Below are 23,351 nucleotides of genomic sequence, written 5' to 3'. Positions count from 1 at the left end.
TCTGTATTATACTCATCTCTTATTCCAAATGCCTTGATCTTGTTGTTTTGTTTAGATGGATTTCTCCAATCATGTTTCAAGTATTTGAACTCTTTGTCTAATAAATTTCCTGTTGTATTGATTCTTTGTTGTACGTTTGCGTATTGGTGTCCCATCATTTCATCGAAAGCTTGATATAATAAGATTTCTTCATTGTTTCCGATACTGTTTAATTTTTGGAATAATTGATTTTCTCTTGTTCCAAGTGCTTCTACTCCATATCTTTGTTCTAGTCCATCTGCAAAGTTATACGTGTCAGTTACTTTAGTTGGCGTTACCTTGCTGTTTGATGTCCATTCCGTATATGGAATTTTAGCCATATAAACATTTGCTATTGCTCCTGTACTCGGATCTAATGTTACTGTTGAAGTCCAAGTCAAACTTCCTGAATACACATTCCAAGTAGAAACTCCTCCAGTTTTTATTACATTGTTATATTGATCTAATATTTTTGAATTTCCTGAAATTTGAATATATTTACTTACCGTGCTTCTGGCAGCTTCCGCTCCTATTATCAGATCAGCTTCTGAAGTTAAAGCTCCTAAATTGTTAATAGCATTTGTATAGTCAACACCTGAAGTATTAACATAAAGACCTATGCTTGATGCATCTACTGAAATTTTATTTTGCTGAGTCGTTGTTACTAAAGTCGGTGTTTGTGGCACGCCATTTAATGTAATAGTTGCTGTTTGAGCTCCAGAAGGTGCAGTTATTAACACACCTCCAATTGTTTTTGTAGTTGGCTTGTTGCTGGAATCATTAACCTGCACGCTTCCAGAACCTGATACGTTAATTGTACCATAGTTTGCTATTATTCCACCTTTTAAGTAAACTCCGGCCGCACCTGTACCATTCAAATTAATAGAACCATTATTTGTTAAAGTTGAACCTTTTCCTAATACAACTCCGACAGGATTTAGCAATCCAGAAACTCCAGTTGAAATTGTACCATTGTTTACTGCTTTGGCTTCAGCTTCAACATACATTCCTATTGCTCCATTTTTATTTAGTATGATATTACCGTTATTTGTTGCAACACTTCCTTTTCCGCTTGCATACATACCAATACTGTTTTTACCATTTACATTTATAGTTCCATCATTTATGATATTACCAGTATCTGTCGTTGAATAACCAGCAGCCATACCTATCCCATAAAGGCTGTTAGTTGTGTCTGAATCTCCAACTGTTATAATTCCTGTATTTCTGGCATTTCCACCTTTTATGCTATAAATTCCAATATTTCCTACTCCATTTGAAAAATCTATATTTCCAGAGTTTAAAACATTTCCAGCTGCATAAATTCCATAATTTTTACCTGGATTAGATGTTCCGGCTGCTTTTATATTTGTTGTATTATTAATTGAAGAAGTATTATCGTTTGAATAAATATATACAGCATCTCCGTTTAAATTTGCATCAGAAACTGTACTTGACACACTATTTCCACTTCCAACATTCACAAATCCAAATGAACCGCTTCCAACATCGAATTTAGTTCCTGTATTTACAATTGTTTGATTATTTCCAACTGTGTACACTCCAACTGCTTCATTTCCTCCAGTTTTCATTGTTCCAGCTGTTAAAGATACATTTCCTCCTTGAGAATAAATTCCTATTCCTTCATCTCCAACTGTTATATTTCCACTATTTTTAGCTTCATATCCAAAAATTCCGATCGCTCTATTTCCTACAGTAATTGTTCCGCTATTAATTAACGGATTTATTGTATCTGATGTAGAATCTGTATACATTGCAACATTTGGATTATTTAACAATGCAGAATTGCCCATTGTAATAGTTCCTGAATTTATAGTATTATACGAAACTTTGTCTTTTGAAACTTTTGCAAACATTGCTGTATTTCTGTCACCTGTCATCTTTACTGTACCTTTATTTTCAAATGTTACAGTATTTAAGCCAATATTTCCAGGTTCGTATGTCATTGCTACTGAATCATTTCCTGCAGTTTCAATTGTTCCGTTATTTGTAAGACCTTTAGCTGTATTATAAACAGTTGTTACTCCCGTCTTCTGATCTTTGAACACATCCGAATAAAATATTCCTGTTGCTGAATTTCCAATTGCTATTTTACCATCATTTTTAATATCTGTATTGTTAATTCCATAAATTCCAACCGAATTATCACCTACTGTAATTTTTCCTGCGGAAGTATTTTCAATTTCTCCAGCTTTATTATAAATTGCTGTCGAATTTGCTCCCGATAAATTTATTGTTCCATTATTTTTTAATTTTGTTATTACAGGATTTGTAGTATCATTTTCCTGAGCCATCGCAACTTGGTTCGCTTTAGTTCCTGTTATTGTATTATTATTAATTATTTGCGAACTTGCTAATTCTACTTTATTGTATGCATCACTTGCGTTATCCAGATTTACAGCTTGATCAATATTCAATTTGCTGTGATACAGCATAAATGTTCTGTAATTAGTTCCTGATATATGAGGGCTATTTGCCACACCCAAACCGCTAAATAAATTTGTCGCAACTGTATTAGACAAATCTATATCAATTTTTTCAGTCAGGAATAATCTTGAATCATTTTTCATATCCAGATATAAATTTCCTAAACTGTTGTTAAATGTAGACGATGCCCATGAACTTATTGCTGATGTATTTAATGGCACATAGCTTCCTAATGCTACTCCCGAATTTGCATAGTAAAAAGCCGTTCCTCTTGTTGCATTTGTACTTCCACCTTCAACAGATGCATTAACTCGTGAACTTAATTTGAAACTTCCACCATTTACTGGATCAGAGTAAAATAGCAATGAACCCTGTTTTGTTCCTGTCCCTGTTACAACTGTGCTTATTCCACTGCTATTACCTATTTCAATAGATCCTCCGTTAGAATAAAAGTTTACTGCTCCATCGTAAGCTTTTACATTTGCCTCATCAATAGAAACAGATCCTTTTGAATAAACTCCAACTGAATTTGTTCCAGATACATCTGCTGTCAAGTCAATATCTCCAATAATTTTTGAAGAATTATCCAGTATCGCAATACCTGCCGCACCTCTTTTTACTAATGTTGGAGTTGTTGAAATTACAGTTTCTCCTGAAGAGCTGGAATTAATTCCCGAAGTTCCTTTCAGTATAATTTTTCCACTTCCTCCTGTTACTTTTGAATTATTATTTAAAACTAATCCATAGCCTCCATCTCCATTTACAGTTGCTTTACCAGAATATGAAGTTATTTCACTCTTACCATCCACATACAATCCTATGGCATTATCTCCGCTCAAATTAATATCGCTGCTCGACGTTGTACTTCCTTTAGCTTTATTTCCTAAGTAGAATCCTGTATTTTGACTATCTCCTGATGCTGTTAATGTGACAGTTCCGTTATTTGTAATAGTAGCATCGCTTCCTGTTCCACCAATTCCAATAGAGTTTTTCACATCTGTATCAGTAATAACTGCACCGTTATTCTCAGCATCTGCATTATCGCCAAAAATACCTATATTATATGTCCCTTTAAGCTTTATTTTACCTGATGCATCATTTATCACCTTAGATACTGTTGAAGCTCCTGTTATTAATCCTTTAGAAGCTCTCATAGCTGTTGCATATTGTTGAGTTGCACTTGGTGCCGCTTTTGATATAGATGCAATTACATTTATGTTTCCTTTATTTGTCATTTTACTATTATTGTCTGCAAACATTCCGACAGCATCTTTTCCGCTGACTTCAATAATTCCTGTACTGTCATTCAATCCTGTACTGTTAGTATTGGACGAATACATTCCAAGGCTGTTGTCCTTGGTAACTTCTATTTTGTCTTTATTTATAATATTTCCAGTAGTAGATTTTGATGTAGCCGGCGATACTGCTGACGAATCATAATATCCTGCCGCCATTCCAATTCCATATAACTTAGGAGAAGCTGTAAGATCAGATCCACCAACTTGAATCTTAGCATTATTTGATGCTGTACCGCCTTTTATACTGTAAATTCCAACATTTCCTAAACCAGATGTCAAATTTAGTATTCCGTTATTTGTAACTGTTCCTGCAGAATAAATTACATAAGTTTCATCTTTTGAAGTAGTAATATCTTTATTATTGACAATTGTTGTTTTATTATTGTCGTTTTCTGAATACAGATAAGCAGATTTCTTATCCAAAGTTACAGTTCCTGAATTTGTGTTTGTAAAATGAACCTCTCCTGCATTATTACCATTATTTGCACCTAATATTACATATCCAAACGATCCTTCGCCAACAGAAAAATTACCACCGTTATCAGTAACATCTATTTTCTTATTTGCTGATACATTGTTTATAAATACTCCAACTGAATCATTTTTAGAGATTACAAAGTTAGTTTTACTTCCAACGATTACCGCTGCGTCTTTTTGATCAGCTGCAGTTCCAGGATATGTCGCAATTGATGAATAAACTCCGACTCCACCTTCATCAATGTTAACTTTTGAATCAGCTCCTTTAAATTCCACATTATTTCCATAAATACCGTAAGAATTTTTACCAACATTAATTGCTCCTTCATTCAGAATATCAACTCTATTATCTTTTGTAAAAATTCCAACTCTAATATCAGTTGTCTTATCATCTACATTAATTGTTCCTGTCGAGGCATTTGTTATTGTTGTGGATTTAGTGGACGTCTTTGAAGTGACAGGGCTTGCTGATGCATCTTCTGTAAGCTCTGCGAACATTCCAACTCCTCCATCACCCTTCACGTTAATTGTTCCTTCATTAGTGATTTTGTCTGCATCAATTGCTTCCATTCCAATGCTTTTATTTCCTGTTAATTCAACTGTACCACCAGACTTATTAGTAGCCTTAACGCTATGGACTGCCGTAGTGTTCTTAGTATCGTTATTCTGAACATAAATTCCTACAGCATTTTTACCATCCAAACTAACTTTACCTGTATTTTCTACATTCACAGTCCCTTCTCCAGTTTTTCCGCCAAACTCATTAATAACTAATGTCCCTGTCTTATCAGTTCTATAAGAAAGTCCTAAAATTCCAATTGAATTATCTCCACCAACTGTTGTATTACCTTTTGAGAAAACTTCTGAACCGTTTACAGCAAAAATTCCTACAGAACTTTTATTTGGACTGTTTGTTGTCATTTTTTCCACTTTAATATTTGAACCATTATCTGTATTTACTTGTCCATAATTTATAAATAAACCAACAGAAGTATTTTTATTATCTGTACTATCCGCATCTATTGTTGAACCACTAGCCAAATTGATTTGCGTTTCATTGTTGCTATTGGCAGATTGGCTTGAACTCATTTGAAGTCCTATAACACTGCTTTCTCCAACTGCTTTCATCTCATTATCATCCAAATGTGCTGTTACTATTTTACCAGAATCTACATTCACTTTTGCTCTTTGCACAATTGTTTTTGTGAAATTATATTCATCAGGGTGTGTAGTAGATGCATTTGGAACAGTTGCCAATTGCTTGTCTAAATCTTTATCTATTCTGTAGTCATTTAATCCGTCAATTGTTGCAAGTGTATAAGCATATGGTGCTGATGTTGCAGGATCAGTTCCAGCTGTTACAGAAAATCCTCCTGTTAAAGCAGCAATGCTAGATTGTAACCCCGTTAATTTCACTTGAGAAGGGACATTTTTCAAATTCATCAAAGTGACATCTTTTGATTCCACTCTAAAACTTGTACCAGAATTTGTAGTTACTGTTGGAGTTCCTGATAAATCTTGTTGAAATCCTGTTGAACTTCCTCTTAAAACAACAGTTGCATTCGACAAATCAACATTTCCAGTAGAATAAATAGCATACCCAGTTCCATTATAGTCCAAACTTCCACCTGTTAAATCAATTTTTGAACCTGTTCCAACTGAAGCAATCCCAGCTCCTCCATTTACTACTTTTATACTGTTGTTTTTGGCACTAATTATTGCCCCATTATCAGCAAATAATCCAAATCCTGCATATTTTGTAGCATCATCAGTAAATGCCTGTCCTGTCACAGTTATATTTTCAGACCCTACACCTGGAGCAGTAGTTCTATCAACAACAACTGTTGTTCCACTTCCAGTAGCATATACAGCTCCTGTATTTTTTTTATTAGCAAGACTTGCATCTGATTCCACTACTGCACCTGACACGTTTAGCTCATTTGCTTTAACTTTTGCCCCATCCGAAGCATAAATTATTACAGAGTTTTTAGTATTAGTTGTTGTTACCTTATTAACTTCAACTGTGTTTGTAGCTCCTGCAGGAAGTGATGATCCTTCTGCAACAATAGCAAGATTTCCTATTCCATTTTTAACAACTACATCTCCAGAAGATTTTACAGCACCAGTTTTGTCAGATTTCACATAAATTCCTACATTTCCTTTTCCTGTTGTTCCACTATCTAAAGTTATTGCTCCTGTCCCAAGAGAAATCAGAACGTTTGATAGTGGCATAACACCCACTACTCCTTCTGTTTTATCATAAATATTAATTGTATGTTTTGTCAAATCAACTGGTGCAGATGATAATATTCCAAATCCACCTTCTATATTTGTAGAACTTCCACTAGGATTTACATTCATATTAGTAATATTATTTCCCGCAGTTTTTCCGCTAACTGTTGCTGTTGTAAAGTTTTGGTTTCCAACTCCTACAGCTCCAAAATTAACTTTAAAATCTCCTTCAACAGTAGAACCACTTGCTGTTTGTGGAATATAAAGACCTACATTGTTATCTCCATAAAATTCTATCGGATTATTAAAAATTGCATTTAGTCTAGCAGATCGCTTTATGTATATTCCTGCTGAATCCTGTCCATACATTTTTAACGTTCCTTTATTTACAGTAGTTAACGGTTTAGGTGATTGTCCATCATAACCAAATATTGAGGCATTCTTTGTCCAGTTTTCAATAGTTCCCGAGTTATACATTATGTTATGTGTTAAACCTGCGACATCATTTGAAACTATAAATCCTCCTGTATATCCGCCGAATACATTTCCAGAACTATCCTTATAAGGTTGAAAAATAACTTTTCCTGTATTAGCGGCTAATTGATCTTTAAATCCATATGTATGTGTGTAAGTATTTGTCAAAGAAGCGTTTCCACCCTCAATTATGATATTTCCACTATTAAATGCTGAATGTATTGCATCTTTTGTATAGGTATTACCATTTGCTTGTTTAGTTGTTACTAACAAGTTATTCTCTACATCATTAAGTATTGCAATTGCACCAGTTGCACCAGCTGTAGTTAATCCTGTTCGTACCGTTGCATATGGGGTAAAGTTATGTACATCCAAATGTATAAATTCTCCCATATCAGATGAGGCATTTTCTAATGCATGAGTATATAAAAAATTGGCATTATTAGATAAGGATGCCTGACCATTATAATTTATCATACTTAAAAATCCTTTTTGACCACTACTAACACCTGATCCACTTTTTCCAGACCAAGTTCCATTAATTGGTATACTCATACCCCATGGGTTAGTATCAACATATCCCCATGGAGATACTCCACTATAATTTTGATATGTGTAATTCCATTGATCTACACCAGTTCTTGTTACTTCAAAATTTCCTCCTGTTGTTGCAACTCCTTCTATCGAACCATTATTTCCTCCATTTCCAAGTGCTATAGTATTTTGTCCATTACCATTTGATTGAACCTGTAAAGACAAAACAGGCGGGTTAATCGCTGGTAATGTTGGTTTACTTGGAGCTGTTGGAGGTACGACTGTTTTTGGCTCTACTGAAGGGATATTAATAGCCGCAGCAGTTGGGCTTGATGATGGTGCCTCTTTTGTAACAGTTTTCGGTGTGACTGTAACTGTTGTTGTACTTACTGTTATTGGGCTTATTGTTGGTGCTGTCGGGCTAAAGCTGGCTACATCTGGCTGTGCAGGTGTATTTGCTACTTTCGCAGGGATGCTTATTCTTCCCTTATTTACTTGTTTTGGGTAGATTGCTGCATTTACTTCAAATCCAACTATTGGTTCTACAGCAGGTCTTACTCCTACTAATCCGTATGAATTGTTTTCCAGCCCTGCCCTTTGAGAACTGGAAGCTGAACTTAGGTTAGAACTTCTTCCCAAGAGCGAATATTTGCCACTTGTAGGATTTACAGCTCTTTCATATATATCTTTACTTCTATTGTATATTCCGTTATAAGAATATTTTTCTTCTTTATCTCCTCTACCTTTATAAACTCCTTTCCAGTCATTGTAAAATTCATTAGCTCCTTGTTGCCAGTTGCTCCATGGAGATTTTACTACATAATCCCCCTGTTCCATTAGCTGAACAAGTTCCAGATTTGTCTTTTTCAGCAGCTTGTTGTTTTCCTTTCTAGTCTGCTTAACTTTTTGATGTATATCCTCAATGGATGTTGAAATTACCTGCTTTTGATTTTCAACGCTTTTGTCTGTTTCTTCAGAAAACAAGTTATTTACAATGAAACTTAGTGCTCCTGTAATTAAAAACGTAATTAATGCTGAATCTGTATACTTAAAATCCTTGCATCTTTTGGCAAAGGACTTCAAATCTTTTTTTAATTTCAATAAATTGTTGGTCATTACTTTCTCCTCTCACTTTTTATTCAGATAAGCTCTTTTTAATGACAGTAATTAGTCTGAATACAGAAAAAAGTGATTTTTTTAGTAATTTAAGTGATAATTAATTTTCTATACTCAAATTAATATGCTGTTTTTAAAGGAGAATATCTTTATGTTAGTTATTATACCATACAAAAAAAAAAAACAACAAGAGAATTTTTGAAATTTATTTTAAAAATAATAAATTTTAAATTAAATTTTAATTTTTTTCTATGCTATACAGCAATTCTAATTTTTTATCTCCTTTATTTTATAGGCTCACAACCTATAAACTCTCCTTTTGATGTCTATGTACAATTAGGCAAGAAGCTAAAAATATCTTGTTATACTATTAAAACAAGGGGTCTTAACCCCTTGCTAAAAAATTTATCATAAATTCATCATCTAAATGAAAACCTTTATTATTTCTCATATTTTTTAATATTATCTGCCAAATCCAAAATATCATTTATAACTATTGGATTTAACTTAGTTCCTTCAAGTTTTTTCAAACTTTCCAAACCATAACCTGTCTTTACCAAAACAGGCATAATCCCCAATTTTTCTGCAGGAATCAAATCAGTTATCTTATCTCCAATCATAAAAGAATTTTTAACATCAATATCAAACTCTTTTATCGCCAACTCAAAATTCCCTGTACTTGGCTTTCGGCAATTACATTCTATTCCATATTTTCCAGTAACATTTGGGTGATGCGGACAAAAGTAAGATTTTTCAATTTTTATCCCTTTTTTTAGCAAATCGTCTTCAATAAAATTTTGTAATTTTAAATAATCCTCTTCCGTATAATATCCTCTCGCAATTCCTGCCTGATTCGTTATAATCGCAAATCTATATCCCAAATCCCGCAATTTTAAAAGTCCTTCCACTACATTTTTTTCATATTCAAAATCTTCTATTTTATGCAAGTACGATTTTTCCACATTTATAACACCATCTCTGTCTAACAAAACAAATTTATTTTTCATAAAATTATATTTCCTTTTTTAGCTTAATAATATTAAACCCCATTTAAAAAACAGAAATTATATTTTGTTTATTTACTGGCAAGGGATCTTGACCTCTTGTAAAAAAATCTGCTATTTAAACGGGGAATATAAAATATTATTCTTAAATTTTTTTTTAGTTAAAACTAATTCATCACAACATCTCTAATAAAGAATTCTCCACCAATTGACACAAATCCCAAGTTTTTAACTTTTGGATTTACTAAATAAAGTTTTTGTTTTTGGAATAAGATTGTAACTGGTTGTTCTTCTGAAATAAGTTTTTCCATTTGGATCATTGCTGGAACTCTTACTTCTGGATCAGCAGAACTTTTTACAGTTTTAGTCAATTCATCATATTTGGCATCTTTGAAATCTCCACGGTTGTTTGCATTTGTACTTTCAAATAAATCTAAATATGTTATTGGATCTAAGAAATCTCCAGTCCAGTTTTGCAATGCAACTTGATAATCTCTTTTCTTAGTTCTTTCTATACGGTCTTTACCGCTTACCATAGCTAGCTCAACATTTACACCCAAATTATTTCTTAAACTTTCTTGAATATATTCTGCAATAGCTTTTCTGCTTCCTGTGTCATTAAATAAAATTTCAAATTTTGGAAGTCCTGTCAAACCTTCTTCTTTAAGTCCTTCTGCAAGTAATTTTTTAGCTTCTGCTACATTAAATTGTGGCTGATCTGTTGTAACTTCTTTTGCAAAATCTTTTGAAATACCATTTAATCCAATTCCAGATGGAGTAAATGTCTTAGTCAGCTTTTCAGAACCTTCCAGAACTTTATTTACAAGCTCTTCTCTATTTATTGCCATAGTTATTGCACGTCTTATTTTTGCATTTTTAAATTCTTTTTCTCCTGTGTTAAATAACAAGTAATAAATTCCACCATCATTTGCTTTTACAAGTTCTGGTTTTCCAGAAAATTCCTTAGCTTGCTCAAAAGTTACTGCAGTTACATCAACTTCCTTATTTTTAAAAGCATTAACAGCTGAATCTGTCGCAATTACCTTTAATACAACATTCTCTGTTTTCACATTGCTTGCGTCCCAGTAATTTGGATTTTTCTTAAATTTTAATTCTGAATCATGAGTCCAGTTTTCCAAAGTGTAAGGACCATCTGAAATTGTATATTTAGCTTCTGTAAAATATTTATCCTTTACTTCGTTATAAAATTTTTGATTTAATGGCATAAATGATTTAAATGTAACTAAGTCATCAAAGTATGGAGTAGGTGATTCCAAAGTTACTTGTAAAGTTTTATCATCAATAACTTTTATTCCAACTTCATTTTCTGAAACTTTTTTAGCATTATATTTTTCTCCATTTTTTATTACAAATAACATGCTTGCATTGCTTCCAGCTGTGTCAGGATTCAATCCACGAAGCCATCCTGCCTTAAAATCTTTTGCTGTCACAGGATCTCCATTACTCCATTTTACTCCATCTCTTAAATGAAATGTCCATACAAGCCCATCTTTTGATTTTTCCCATTTTTGGGCAATTCCAGCTACTGACTTTCCAGTCTTATCTTTTCTCAAAAGACCTTCCAAAATTAATTCATCTACAGTTCCTCCAGGAACATCTGTAGTTATTTGTGGATCAATTGACGATGGCTCTGTAACTATATTTAGAGTAAATGTACTTGCATTTCCACCTTTTTTTCCACACGAAATTGTAAATATTAACAATGTTAACATTAAAAATATTTTTTTCATTAATTTTTTCCTCCCTATTTCAAATAAAAAATCTTTTCAAATTATTTATAGTTACTATTTCAATGACAAGTTTCCTAAATAATATTCACCGCCAATTGGAGTAATTTCAAGTCCTTTTACCCGTTTATCAATTAAGTATTGTTTTTCTCTGTGGAAAAGTACACCTACTGGTAAATCTTGTGCTATTATTCCTTCCAATTTTACAAGTGCAGGCATTCTTACATTTTGATCAGCTGTACTTCTTACAGTTTTAACTAATGCATCATATTCAGGGTTTTTGTATGAACCGTTATTATTTCCGCCAGTTGATTGGAATAAATCAAGGTATGTAATTGCATCTGGATAATCTCCAGACCATCCAGCAAATACTATATCAAAGTCTTTTTGAGACATTCGTGAAAATCTTTCTTGAGCAGTCATTATTTCCAAATTCAATTGAATATTCAAATTTTTTCTTAATTGTTCTTGAATATATTCAGCAGTAATTTTATTGTTTCCGCTTTCATTTAGTATCATTGACATTTTAGGAAAACTAGTTTGCCCTGTTTCCTTCAACCCTTCTGCAAGCAATTTTTTAGCTTCTTGAGGATTATATTCTGGAATTGATGTAGTAACAGATTCTGTAAAATCTTTTCCATCTTTTCCAGTTATTCCTATTCCTTTTGGAACAAATGTTTTCGCTGCAGTTCCGTATCCATTTAATACATTATTTACCAATCCTTCTCTGTCAATTGCCATAAGAATAGCTTTTCTAACTTTTAAGTTTGCTAATATTTTATTCTTAAAGTTAAATAGCAAATACCATACTGAACCATCATTTTTTGAAATCATTTTTGGATTATTTTTAAATTCCTTTGCCTGTTCAGATGTAATTGAAGTTACATCTACTTCCTTATTGTTAAATGCATTTAATGCAGAATTATTATCAGGAATTATTTTATACACAATATTATCAACTTTTACATTAGCTGCATCCCAGTAATTCGGATTTTTCTTAAATGAAACTTCTGAACCATGTACCCATTTTTCCATTGTATATGCTCCTGAAGATATAGTTTTATCAGCTTCTGTAAAATAACTGTCACCTGTTTTTTCAAAAAATTTCTGATTTAGCGGCATATATGTTTTAAATGCAACTAAACTATCAAAATATGGAACAGGAGTTTCTAATTCTACTTCCAAAGTTTTATCATCAATAACTTTTATTCCGACTTTTTCAGCTGGAACTTCTTTTTTATTATATTTTTCAGCATTTTTTATTGGATAAAGCATATATGCATATTGTGAAGCAGTTTTAGGATTTAATGCACGTAGCCATCCATTTTTAAAATCTTGTGCTGTAATTGGATCTCCATTGCTCCATTTTATTCCATCTCTTAGATGAAATGTCCATTTTAACCCGTCAGCAGATTTATCCCAACTCTTTGCAAGTCCTGGCACAAACGTACCATTTTTTCCTCTTTTAGTCAATCCTTCTGTTATCAGATCATCAACTGTCCCACCTAAAATATCCGTTGAAAGCTGTGGATCAATAGATTTAGGCTCATCTGTCAAATTTAATGTAAAGATTTTTCCGCTTCCTCCAGATTTTCCACAAGAAATGGCAAAAACTAACATCGCTAATAAAATTATTATTTTTTTCATAACAATTTCCCTTCCTTTATAAAAATTTTTTTATTATTTTATATAAGTATCATCTAGCACAAAATCTTTTCCTATTGGACTAAATACAATATTATGAACTCTTGGATTTAACAGCTTAATATTTTGTCTATAATAAAGCAGTCCCACAGGCATATCTTGGGCTATTATTTTTTCCATTTCAATCATATCTTTTACTCTTTCTTCCTGATTTCCAGAACTTTTAACTTTATTAACAAGTTCATCATAACGTGGATTTGAGTAATCTGAATAATTGTTTCCATCTTCGCTCATAAATCTGTCAAGGTAAGTAATAGCATCATTATAATCTCCATTATATCCAGCTAGTGCAATTTCATAATTTCTGTGCTGCATTTTATCCAATCTTGACTGGAATGTCATTCCTTCAATATTAATATTTATTCCCAAGTTAGTTCTCAAACTTTCTTGAATATATTCAGAAATAACTTTATTATTTCCAGAATCATTGAAAATCATTGTCAATTCAGGTAATTTTTGCAAATTTAACTCTTTTAATCCTTCAGCTAGCAATTGTTTTGCTTTTTGTGGATTATAAGCTGGAAAAACTTTTCCTGCTTCTTCAGAAAAATCTTTTGAAACACCAATTATTCCAACACCTTTTGTCGTATACGTATATGCGGCTTCTCCTGTATTGTCAAGTACATTTTTAACCAATCTTTCTCTATCTACAGCAAGTGATAATGCTTGTCTAATTTTTTTATTTGCAAGAATTTTATTTTTCATATTATATGTCATGTACCATACAGATCCATCTTTTGTAAGCAATTTACGTTTATCATTTTTAAACTCTTTTGCTTGTTCAATTGAAATATTTGTAGAATCAATTTCTTTATTTTTGAAAGCATTCACACTGGCAGAAGGATCATTTATAAACAATATTTTTACATATTTTAATTTAATATTGTCCTTATTCCAGTAATTTTCATTTTTTTCAAATATAATTTCTGAATCTCTTGTCCAAGATTTTATCGTATAAACACCTGATGAAATTGATGTTTCAGGAGATGTCATGTATTTTTCTCCTACTTTTTCGTAGAACTTTTTGTTTAGCGGAGCATAAGTTTGGATTCTTACGATAGAATCAAAATATGGAAGAGGATTATTTAATGTTACTTGCAATGTGTAATCATCAATAACTTTTATCCCCAATTGATTTTCATCTTTAATTTTTCCTGTATTAAATTGTTCAGCATTCTTTATATAAAATAGTTTATCTGCATATTCTCCAGCTGTTTTAGGATTTAATGCTCTAATCCAACCATCTCTAAAATCTTTTGCTGTAATTGGATCTCCATTACTCCATTTTGCATTTTTTCTTAAATGAAATGTCCATACTGTTGAGTTTTTATTATGTTCCCATTTTTCTGCTACTCCAGGAAGAGATTTTCCATCTTTTGATTGTCTTGTCAATGTTTCAGTGATAAGCGAATCCACAAATTCTCCAGTAGAATCATTTGCAAGCTGCGGATCGTAAGATTTTCCTTCTTCCTTCAAATTCAGCTTCAATGTTTCAGAATCAATGCTTTTCCCGCACGAAACCACAAAAGCCAGCAATATCACAAATATTAGTAATATTTTTTTCATAATCACGTTTATCCTTTCTTTTACTATGAAAATTTAGTAAAATCAAAAAAATTATTTTACAATAGATGCATTATAAAAATCAATAGAATCTCCAACAGAACGTATTACAACCCCTTTTAATTTAGGATTTATCAAATAAACTCCCACTTCGTAATAAAGTGTTGAATATGTAAAGTTGTCAGATAATAATTTTTCTGCCTGTTTCATCGCATCCATTCTTGTTTTGTTATCTTGATTAACTTTAGCCAAATCAATTAATTGGTCATATTTAGGATTTGAATATTTAGCAAAGTTAATATCTTTTGCTTTTGAATGGAAAATTTCCAAGTAAGTCATAGGATCTGCATAATCAGGTCCCCAAGCATATCTTACAATGTCAAAATCTCCATTTTTTGCACGTGCAATTCTATCTTTTTTTGTAAGAACTTCTACAGAAACATCTATTCCCAATTTATCTTTCCATTGAGATTGATAAAATTCTGCTTCTTTTTTACCAGTTCCGTTTTCATCTACTAACAGACGCAATTTAACCTGTGCAGGTGTCATTTTTAACTCTTTCAGCCCTTCTTGAAATAACTGTTTTACATTAATTTTTTCAAATCCTGCAAACAAGTTTCCAGCTTCTTGTCTAAAATCACCTTTTTCACCAGTCATTCCGTTTGAAACAATTCCAGATCCTACAATTCCAGCACCATTTAAAATACTGCTTACGAGTTGTTTTCTGTCTATTGCAAGAGATAATGCTTCTCTTATCTTTTGATTTTTTAATACAGGATTTGATGTGTTAAATCCTAAAAAATATACTCTTCCGTTAGGAAACTTATGTAATTCAGGTTTTCCTTCATAAGTTGCCAATTTTTCAACAGAAATTTTAGTTAAATCCAATTCTTTATTTTCAAAAAGATTTGTAGCAGCTTCAAAATCAGTTACGATTGAACCTGTAAGCGTATCAATCTTTATGTTTTTAGCATTCCAGTAATTAGGATTCTTTTTCATAACCACTTTATTATCATGTACCCATTTTTTCATTATAAATGGTCCGTTATAAATAGACTTGTCAGCTTCAGTTGCATATTTTTCTCCATTGGCAGCCAATGCTTTTCCATTAATTGGGAAATAAATTGGCATAATTAATGTTTTTAAGAAGAATGGTGCAGGCTGTGACAAAGTAAATTCAAGTGTATAATCACCTTTTGTTTTTACCCCAACTTTTCCAAAATCTTTTAACTTTCCATTATTATAATCTTCTGCATTTTCAATATAATATCCAAGAAATGCATATTCAGAGGCTGTTTTTGGTTCAAGTCCTCTTTTTATCCCATTATAGTAATCTTTTGCTGTAACAGGATCACCATTTGACCATTTCATTCCTTTTCTAATTTTAAATGTCCATACTTTTCCATCATTTGATTTAGTCCAACTTTCAGCACCAGCAGGAACGATTTCATTTTTTTCATTTAATCTTACAAGACTTTCATAAGTCATACTTGTTACGAAAAGTCCGCTCATATCAGTCAAAATTTGTGGATCTAACGAAGTAGGCTCAGCTTCCATATTAAATGATACTGATTTTCCTGCAGCTCCTTTCCCGCACGAAACCACAAAAGATAGCAATATTACAAATGCTAATAATATTTTTTTCATAACTATTTCCTTGTATAATATAGTTACATTATACAAGCTCCTTTCTTTAAATTTTTTATTTCCACAAGAGATCCAAGACCCCTTGCTTTAGGATATTTATTTTATTAAATTTTAAATTTGCATAGTTATCAAACTTTTAAATAAGTCCTTTTTCCTTTAAAAATGATGTTTCTACAAAATGTCCTTTTCTATATTCAGTTAGTTCAGGTGTTTCTGGAATAACTTTTATTTCAGATACATCTCCCATAGGACTTCTTAAATACGATTCATCCATATCAATTTTTTTTGTTTTTTTGTAATCAGGATCTGCTATTGGCACAGCTGAAATAAGTGATTTTGTATAACTGTGAATAGGATCTCCATAAACATCTTCAGGACTTCCCAATTCTACAACTTTTCCACGATACATAACTGCCACTCTATCTGAAATATACTTTACCATCGATAGATCATGGGCAATAAATAACAATGTCAAATTTCTTTCATTTTGCAAATCTTTTAACAAGTTTACGACTTGTGCCTGAATTGACACATCCAAAGCTGATATTGGTTCATCACACACAATCATTTCTGGATCAACTGCAAGTGCCCTTGCAATCCCAATTCTCTGTCTTTGTCCACCAGAAAACTCATGTGGAAAACGGCTTGCATGTTCCCTATTTAATCCAACAATTTCCAATAATTTATAGACTTTTTCCATTCTTTCTTTTTTTGAACTTGCCAGTTTATGAATATCTATTCCTTCGGCAATAATATCTCCAACAGTCATTCTTGGATTAAGCGAAGCTTGCGGATCTTGAAATATCATCTGAACTTTTTTTGTAAATTCTTTTCTTCCATAGTCTTCCACTGGCTTTCCATTAAATAAAATATCTCCGTTTGTCTTTGTATAAAGTCTGCTAACAGTTCTTCCAAGTGTAGTTTTCCCAGACCCTGATTCTCCCACAAGGCTCAATATTTCACCTTTATAAATATCCATAGTTACATCTTCCACAGCTTTTAAAACTTGTCTTTTTTTCATTGGAAAATATTTCTTTAGATTTTTTATTTCTATTAATTTTTCTTTTTTATTTTCGCTAAATGCCATTATTCCCCCTCCATTCCTTTGTTTTCTGATTCTTCTGATTCAAAAGGAGATTTTATTTTTGGGGCACCTTTGACATAAAGCCACGATTTTACAAAATGTCCATTTCCTAAATCAATCATTGGAGGTTTTCTTTCGTAGTCGATTTTCATTGCATACTCAGAACGCGCTGCAAACGGATCTCCTACAGGCGGCTTTAACAAATCTGGCGGTGTTCCAGGAATAGAAGCCAACTTTTCTCCAATTTTCATATTTAATCTTGGCAAAGATTTTAAAAGTCCCCAAGTATATGGATGCTTTGGATTCTTAAACAACTCCCTTACAGGAGCTTCTTCCAATTTTTCTCCTGCATACATAACAACTACTCTATCGGCAGTTTCAGCAACTACTCCTAAATCATGCGTTATAAGTATTACAGCAATATTCAACTCTTTTTTCAGATTATTTATCAAATCTAAAATTTGTGCTTGAATTGTAACATCTAAAGCTGTCGTTGGCTCGTCACAAATCAATAAGTCAGGTTCACACGCAAGAGCAATTGCTATAACAGCTCTTTGTCTCATTCCGCCAGAAAATTCATGTGGATATTGATGAAATCTTTCTTCAGGCTTAGGAATCCCAACTTTTCTAAGCATTTCAATAGCTTTTTGCTTTGCTTCTTCCTTTGGCATTTTTTTATGAATCAAAATTCCTTCCATGATTTGCTTTCCAACTTTAATAGTTGGATTAAGTGATGTCATAGGATCTTGAAATATCATTCCAATTTTTCTTCCACGAAGTTTTTGCATTCTTTCAAGAGGAACTTTTACTAGATCCTCTCCATCAAAAAGAATCTCTCCATTTTTAATTTCTCCTGGAGGCATCGGTATCAATCTCATAATTGTCTGCACAGTAACTGATTTACCCGAACCAGATTCTCCAACGATTGCAAGTGTTTCTCCACGATCTACAGAAAAGCTGATTCCTCTAAGAGCCTGAACTTCCCCAGCATACGTATTAAAAGAGACACTTAAATCTTTTACTTCTAATAATTTTTTTCCCATTATCTAATCCTCTCTGTATTAATATGGATTGTTTTTACATAAATTTTATAACTAAATACTTTTTCTTTATTAACTCTATTTATTTTTAGTTCATTTAATTTTTTTAATATTTTCGTTAAGGAAAGTCTTGCATAAAACGGGATGCAAGAGTATCAAACGCCATACTCTTGCTTAAATAAACTAAAATAAATGAAATTAAGAAAAATAATATTAAATTATAGAATAGTAAATTTTAAATTTTTAATCTCTTAATTTTGGATTTAATGCATCATTCAAAGCATCTCCAACGATGTTAAATGCCAATGTAATCAATGAAATTACAACTGATGGAATAATGAACAAATATGGAAATGAAGTCATATTTACGAATCCATCAAATACCAAGTTTCCTAATGACGCCTGTGGAATCGGTACTCCAAGTCCAATAAAACTTAAAAATGCTTCTGTAAAGATAATATTTGGTATATCTGTTGTAAGTCTTATTATTATTACACTTAACGTATTTGGAATCAAGTGCTTTAAAGTTATCCACAAGAAATTTCCACCAAGTGATTTTGAAGCCAAAACAAATTCATTTTCCTTGATTTTCAAAACTTCTCCACGCACAAGCAGAGAATAATTTAACCATCTTGTAAGTGCCATTGCGATAATTATTGTTTTTACACTATTTCCCATAACAACCATTAATAAGATTATGTAAATCATTGATGGAATAATTAGTAAAATTTCCACAATTCTAGTCATAATTGTATCAATAATTCCACCAAAATATGCGGAAATAGCTCCATAAATTGTTCCAAAAACAACACAAATTGCAGCTGTTATTATTGATAATTCCATTGAAATTCTTATTCCTTGAGAAAGTCTGGCAAACAAGTCACGACCCAAATTATCAGTCCCCAAATAATGACCTTTTGTAATTCCTTCTAAAGGATTTAAAAATTTTTCTGACAAATTTATATCTCTGTATGAATATTTTGTCAAATGCTGTCCAAAAATTGCTAAAAACAAAAAAATAATTGTTATTCCCAAAAATGACAGAGCCAGTTTATTTTTCTTGAATCTTCTCCATCCATCTTGCCAAAATGTTAAACTTGGTTTGTAAATTTCTTCGCTTTGAGTAGTATCTGGACCTACAATTTCAAAATCTTCAGGAGTTGGAATGTAATCACTCTCAGTTATAATTTTTTTTATGTCTTCTGCCACTATACCTCATCTCCTTTTCCAAGTTTAATTTTAGGATCAACTAAAACATAAATAATATCTACAAGTATCATCATAACAATAAGAAATATTGCATAGAATACAGTAACTCCAAGTACCACTGTATAATCTCTGTCATTAATACTGTCAACGAAATATTTTCCTAATCCTGGAATCGAAAACATTCTTTCAATTACAAATGAACCTGTCAAAACTGCTGCAATTGTTGGTCCCATTATTGTAATAATCGGCAAGATTGCATTTCTTAAAGCATGCTTAAATACAATATCCCGTGGTTTTACACCTTTTGCAACAGCCAGCCTTATATAATCTTGACCCATCACTTCTATCATTTTATCTCTTAATAAACGTGCAATCAATGCAACTGTATAAAGTCCAAGTGCTATAACTGGAAGTATTTTTTTCTCTGGACTGTCCCATCCAGATAAACGAATTCTAAAAAATTCTGGCAAAAATCCATTATCAATAAAAAATCCATTATGTATATCAACAACATACTTTTGCATAAGTCCTGCTAATACAAAACTCGGCACGGATATTCCAATTATCGCCACAATCATAGCTAACTTATCCTGATATTTTCCTCTTTTAAGAGCTGCAATAATTCCAAGTGGAATACCCAAAATTAATGCAAATACGATAGATCTTGCTCCTAAATCTGCTGATGTAGGAAAACTTTGGATAATTAGATTATTAACAGTTTTTCCACGAACTTTCATGGATGAACCTAAATCTCCCTTTGCTATATTTTTTAAGTATTCAACGTACTGCTCGTTAAGTGGACGATCTAAATGATATTTCGCCATTAAATTTTGCTTTACTTCAGGTGGAATTGCTTTTTCACTCTGAAACGGGTCACCAGGCAACATATGTATCAAAAAGAATGTAATTGTAATAACTAGCCACAATGTTACAAGTCCCATAGCAACTCTTTTAATTAAAAATTTTAAAATATTTTTCATACTCGCTTCCTTTCAATAAAATTTTATATATTATATTATATCTTATATTTAGTCATATTTGCAAGCTATTTTGTCTATAAAAATATTTTTTTACTATTAACTTTTTTTATCAACAAATAATAATTTTCTAATGCTAAATCTCATCTAAAAAATATAAAATATTTACTAAATTTTGAGCAATACATGAAAAAATAGCCTAAATAAAAATTTAGACTACTTAATTTTGAACCTCTCACAACTAAAGGCACAAGTGTTTTAACATAATTATTTTTCTTAATTTAAAAAAATTTAATTTTTATAAGTATCACAACGGTTTAGCCAGCCTTGCAGCCATCTTTTCTCATTACTGTCAGGACCTGCATTTTTTACACGCCTTTCAAGAACAGCTTTTGCAGAATTGCTAAACTCTTCAAGAGCCGCTTTTCCGCTTCCTGTCCCTTTCATATTTTCCAATACTTGAAGAAGTCCCCATCCTTCCCCATTATAAGTTTCTGTTCTTGTCGTTCCTTCTCCCTTAAAATTAACATAGTCGATTAAAGGATAAAGTCCATTTGGCGACTGTGCAACACGGTAAAATTGCTTTTTGACGTTTTCTGGGTTATCTGAAATATCCATCATTTTTTCCAAAGAATTTTCTAGTCTTTCAAAAATAAATGAAACCTGAATATCTTTTGTGTTATACAAAAAATTAGTTAATTCCGTAATATCATTATCCATAATTCTTTTTAGTCTAAAAAGTTCATCCCTGTTTGCCCAGGGAGAATAGTCATTTTCCTCTATAATTTTAGGAAGTTTTATATTATGAGCCCTGTAATATGCTACAAGCTGTGGAAAACTTTCTGCAAATTTTCCTCTCTGTCCTGCCCTATACCATATAAAATGTCCAATTCCAAGCGAAGGAAAATCTTCTCCAACATTCCAGTAAACTATATCTTCCTTTTTCCCTCCAGCTTCATTTTTAAAAATTTTATCAGCTACAATATTTAATTCTTCCTTTGAAATTTTAAGTCCGGCTTTTTTCCCAATAGCACTAGCATTGTCATTAACTGTATCCACATCTGCAGCCTCTGGCTTTGAAGGCGATTTATCTGGATTTTTACCAGACATTCCGAAAGATGCAACTGAAATTACCATAATACTAGCCCAAATTAATAACTTACATTTATTTTTTCTCATAAAATTTTCTCCTTTTTTATAAATTTTTTTCTTCTTCACATGTCAAAAAAAGTTTTGAATAAATTTGTTCATAATTTTCCACAAATTCTATTTTTATTTTATCAATTATATCTTTACTTCTGAACCTCCCACGACTAAAGTCGCAGGGTTCTAAAATCTTTAAAAATATTCAAAAATTTTCTAAGAAGTTTGATAGCTTTACACTACCCTTATTCTTTTAGGTGTGTTCAGCTCACCTCTATTGTATAGGACGCTTAAGTCCACAACTTTACTTTTTCTTAATATATTTAATGCTCCGTTACAATCTGCATTTAATTGATAGCCTTTACTTGTTTGATATAGTCCTCTTTTTATCCTTTTTCCACTGAATATATATTCTTTTTGATTTTCTTTATCATATATTGGAATTTCATCTCCATCAAAGAAACTTGCTTTTGATGTATAACTTTCTTCTTGCAGTTTAAATTCTATTCCATATAGTTTACATAGATATATTAATTTATCTCTTAATTTTCCATATGGTATATTTACAAAGTTTTGATTATTTATACTTCCTATATTTGAATTTCTTTGAAAATCTTCATTATATCCTAGAACTATTTTTCCTATATCATTATTAAGACAATAATTTACAATTATTCTTGCCGCTTTTGAAAGATAATCTTCTATACGATTATTTCTCTTTCTAGCTATTCTCTTTTGTCTTAATGTCGTGCGGGAGGTCTTTTGCTTATCTTTTATGCTTTGTAATTTTGCATTTATCTTGTTATAGTATTGATTTATTGACTTTAATTTTCTACCGTCTATTATGAATGAAGCTCCCGTATTTGTAACACAAGTACAAAGATTATTTATGCCTAAATCAATCCCTAGTGCATTGTTTTCATTTAATTTCCTTTGAACTTCTTTTACTTCGTAAGTATATTGAATTTCAAAGTACCTAGAATGTTGTTTTGGTATTATTCTAATTTCTTTTATCTTCTTGTCTTTTAATACTGGTGGTAGCTTTATTGCGATTTCCTTATGTGCCTTTCTAAATGAATTTGAATAAGGAACTATCAGCATATCATCTTTTAATCTAACAAAACCTATAACAAGAGTAGTAAAACTATCTTTAGCAAGATATTTAGGTAATTTTATTTTACCATTATATTGACCATTCTTAGCAAGTTTTAAAAGTCCAAAAAATGATTTAAAACTTCCGTCTACTTCTTTTAGAATTTGTTGAGCCATATTAGAATTTAACTTCTTATAGTTCTCACTATTTTTAAGCATTTTATAGTTTTCATTATAACTTAAATACTTTTTCTTATTAAAATAATACTGTCTAATATTATATATAGCTTCATTCGTTAAGTTCTTGGCTATATGAGATAAATATTTTAAATTTCTAAACTCTTTTTTACTAAGATGTTTTACCTGTTGTTTTAATGTTAAATACATATATAATCACCTCCTTTTCATCAGAGATATTATACCATGTATTCTACATCTTATCTGTTTATTTTTAAATATTTTTAAAGTTTTTAAAACCCCACAACAGCGGGAAGCGTCGTTCACATAAATACGCTACCATTTATGCAGTTCTCATGGCATATG

The 23,351-nt window shown here is 31.6% G+C and carries 12 protein-coding genes; all 12 read right to left on the bottom strand.

Features of this window, described 5'->3' with window-relative positions:
* Window positions 1-8,597, bottom strand: an 8,597-nt coding sequence (locus ACO409_RS07105; RefSeq protein ID WP_485556106.1) for an autotransporter-associated N-terminal domain-containing protein, incomplete at its 3' end; no start/stop codon positions are given.
* A gap of 440 nt (window positions 8,598-9,037) precedes the next feature.
* Window positions 9,038-9,604, bottom strand: a complete 567-nt coding sequence (locus tag ACO409_RS07100; protein WP_485556105.1) for a D-glycero-alpha-D-manno-heptose-1,7-bisphosphate 7-phosphatase — start codon at window positions 9,602-9,604, stop codon at window positions 9,038-9,040.
* Between the two features lie 164 nt (window positions 9,605-9,768).
* Window positions 9,769-11,352: a peptide ABC transporter substrate-binding protein gene (locus tag ACO409_RS07095; RefSeq protein WP_485556104.1), complete on the bottom strand. Its 1,584-nt coding sequence runs from the start codon at window positions 11,350-11,352 to the stop codon at window positions 9,769-9,771.
* A 54-nt stretch (window positions 11,353-11,406) separates the two neighbouring features.
* On the bottom strand, window positions 11,407-12,996 hold the full coding sequence (locus tag ACO409_RS07090) for a peptide ABC transporter substrate-binding protein (RefSeq protein WP_485556103.1): 1,590 nt from the start codon (window positions 12,994-12,996) through the stop codon (window positions 11,407-11,409).
* 33 nt (window positions 12,997-13,029) lie between these two features.
* Window positions 13,030-14,619, bottom strand: a complete 1,590-nt coding sequence (locus ACO409_RS07085; RefSeq protein ID WP_485556102.1) for a peptide ABC transporter substrate-binding protein — start codon at window positions 14,617-14,619, stop codon at window positions 13,030-13,032.
* Window positions 14,620-14,670: 51 nt separating this feature from the next.
* Window positions 14,671-16,263, bottom strand: coding sequence for a peptide ABC transporter substrate-binding protein (locus tag ACO409_RS07080; protein WP_485556101.1), 1,593 nt, complete (start codon window positions 16,261-16,263; stop codon window positions 14,671-14,673).
* 136 nt (window positions 16,264-16,399) lie between these two features.
* Entirely contained in the window at window positions 16,400-17,350 is a 951-nt protein-coding gene (locus ACO409_RS07075; RefSeq protein WP_485556100.1) for an ABC transporter ATP-binding protein, read from the bottom strand.
* Window positions 17,350-18,390, bottom strand: coding sequence for an ABC transporter ATP-binding protein (locus ACO409_RS07070; RefSeq protein WP_485556099.1), 1,041 nt, complete (start codon window positions 18,388-18,390; stop codon window positions 17,350-17,352). Before ACO409_RS07070 ends, ACO409_RS07075 begins: the two co-directional genes overlap by 1 nt.
* A 240-nt stretch (window positions 18,391-18,630) precedes the next feature.
* On the bottom strand, window positions 18,631-19,596 hold the full coding sequence (locus ACO409_RS07065) for an ABC transporter permease (protein WP_485556098.1): 966 nt from the start codon (window positions 19,594-19,596) through the stop codon (window positions 18,631-18,633).
* A complete protein-coding gene (locus ACO409_RS07060) occupies window positions 19,596-20,576 on the bottom strand; it encodes an ABC transporter permease (protein WP_485556097.1) in 981 nt (326 codons plus the stop codon). Before ACO409_RS07060 ends, ACO409_RS07065 begins: the two co-directional genes overlap by 1 nt.
* Before the next feature lie 288 nt (window positions 20,577-20,864).
* Window positions 20,865-21,752: a hypothetical protein gene (locus tag ACO409_RS07055; RefSeq protein ID WP_485556096.1), complete on the bottom strand. Its 888-nt coding sequence runs from the start codon at window positions 21,750-21,752 to the stop codon at window positions 20,865-20,867.
* 198 nt (window positions 21,753-21,950) lie between these two features.
* The gene (locus ACO409_RS07050; protein ID WP_485556095.1) at window positions 21,951-23,195 is read right to left on the bottom strand and encodes an RNA-guided endonuclease InsQ/TnpB family protein; all 1,245 of its coding nucleotides are present in this window, start codon (window positions 23,193-23,195) and stop codon (window positions 21,951-21,953) included.
* Window positions 23,196-23,351 lie beyond the last annotated feature (156 nt).

This window comes from Leptotrichia sp., from assembly GCF_057270615.1.
Note: the sequence above shows the minus strand (reverse complement) of the source record. Positions and strands in the feature narration are given on the sequence as shown.

Bases quoted from the DNA above. Each gene is read 5' to 3' on its own strand.
- ACO409_RS07100 (WP_485556105.1), bottom strand. From the start codon at position 9,604: ATGAAAAATAAATTTGTTTTGTTAGACAGAGATGGTGTTATAAATGTG.
- ACO409_RS07095 (WP_485556104.1), bottom strand. From the start codon at position 11,352: ATGAAAAAAATATTTTTAATGTTAACATTGTTAATATTTACAATTTCG.
- ACO409_RS07090 (WP_485556103.1), bottom strand. From the start codon at position 12,996: ATGAAAAAAATAATAATTTTATTAGCGATGTTAGTTTTTGCCATTTCT.
- ACO409_RS07085 (WP_485556102.1), bottom strand. From the start codon at position 14,619: ATGAAAAAAATATTACTAATATTTGTGATATTGCTGGCTTTTGTGGTT.
- ACO409_RS07080 (WP_485556101.1), bottom strand. From the start codon at position 16,263: ATGAAAAAAATATTATTAGCATTTGTAATATTGCTATCTTTTGTGGTT.
- ACO409_RS07075 (WP_485556100.1), bottom strand. From the start codon at position 17,350: ATGGCATTTAGCGAAAATAAAAAAGAAAAATTAATAGAAATAAAAAAT.
- ACO409_RS07070 (WP_485556099.1), bottom strand. From the start codon at position 18,390: ATGGGAAAAAAATTATTAGAAGTAAAAGATTTAAGTGTCTCTTTTAAT.
- ACO409_RS07060 (WP_485556097.1), bottom strand. From the start codon at position 20,576: ATGAAAAATATTTTAAAATTTTTAATTAAAAGAGTTGCTATGGGACTT.
- ACO409_RS07055 (WP_485556096.1), bottom strand. From the start codon at position 21,752: ATGAGAAAAAATAAATGTAAGTTATTAATTTGGGCTAGTATTATGGTA.
- ACO409_RS07050 (WP_485556095.1), bottom strand. From the start codon at position 23,195: ATGTATTTAACATTAAAACAACAGGTAAAACATCTTAGTAAAAAAGAG.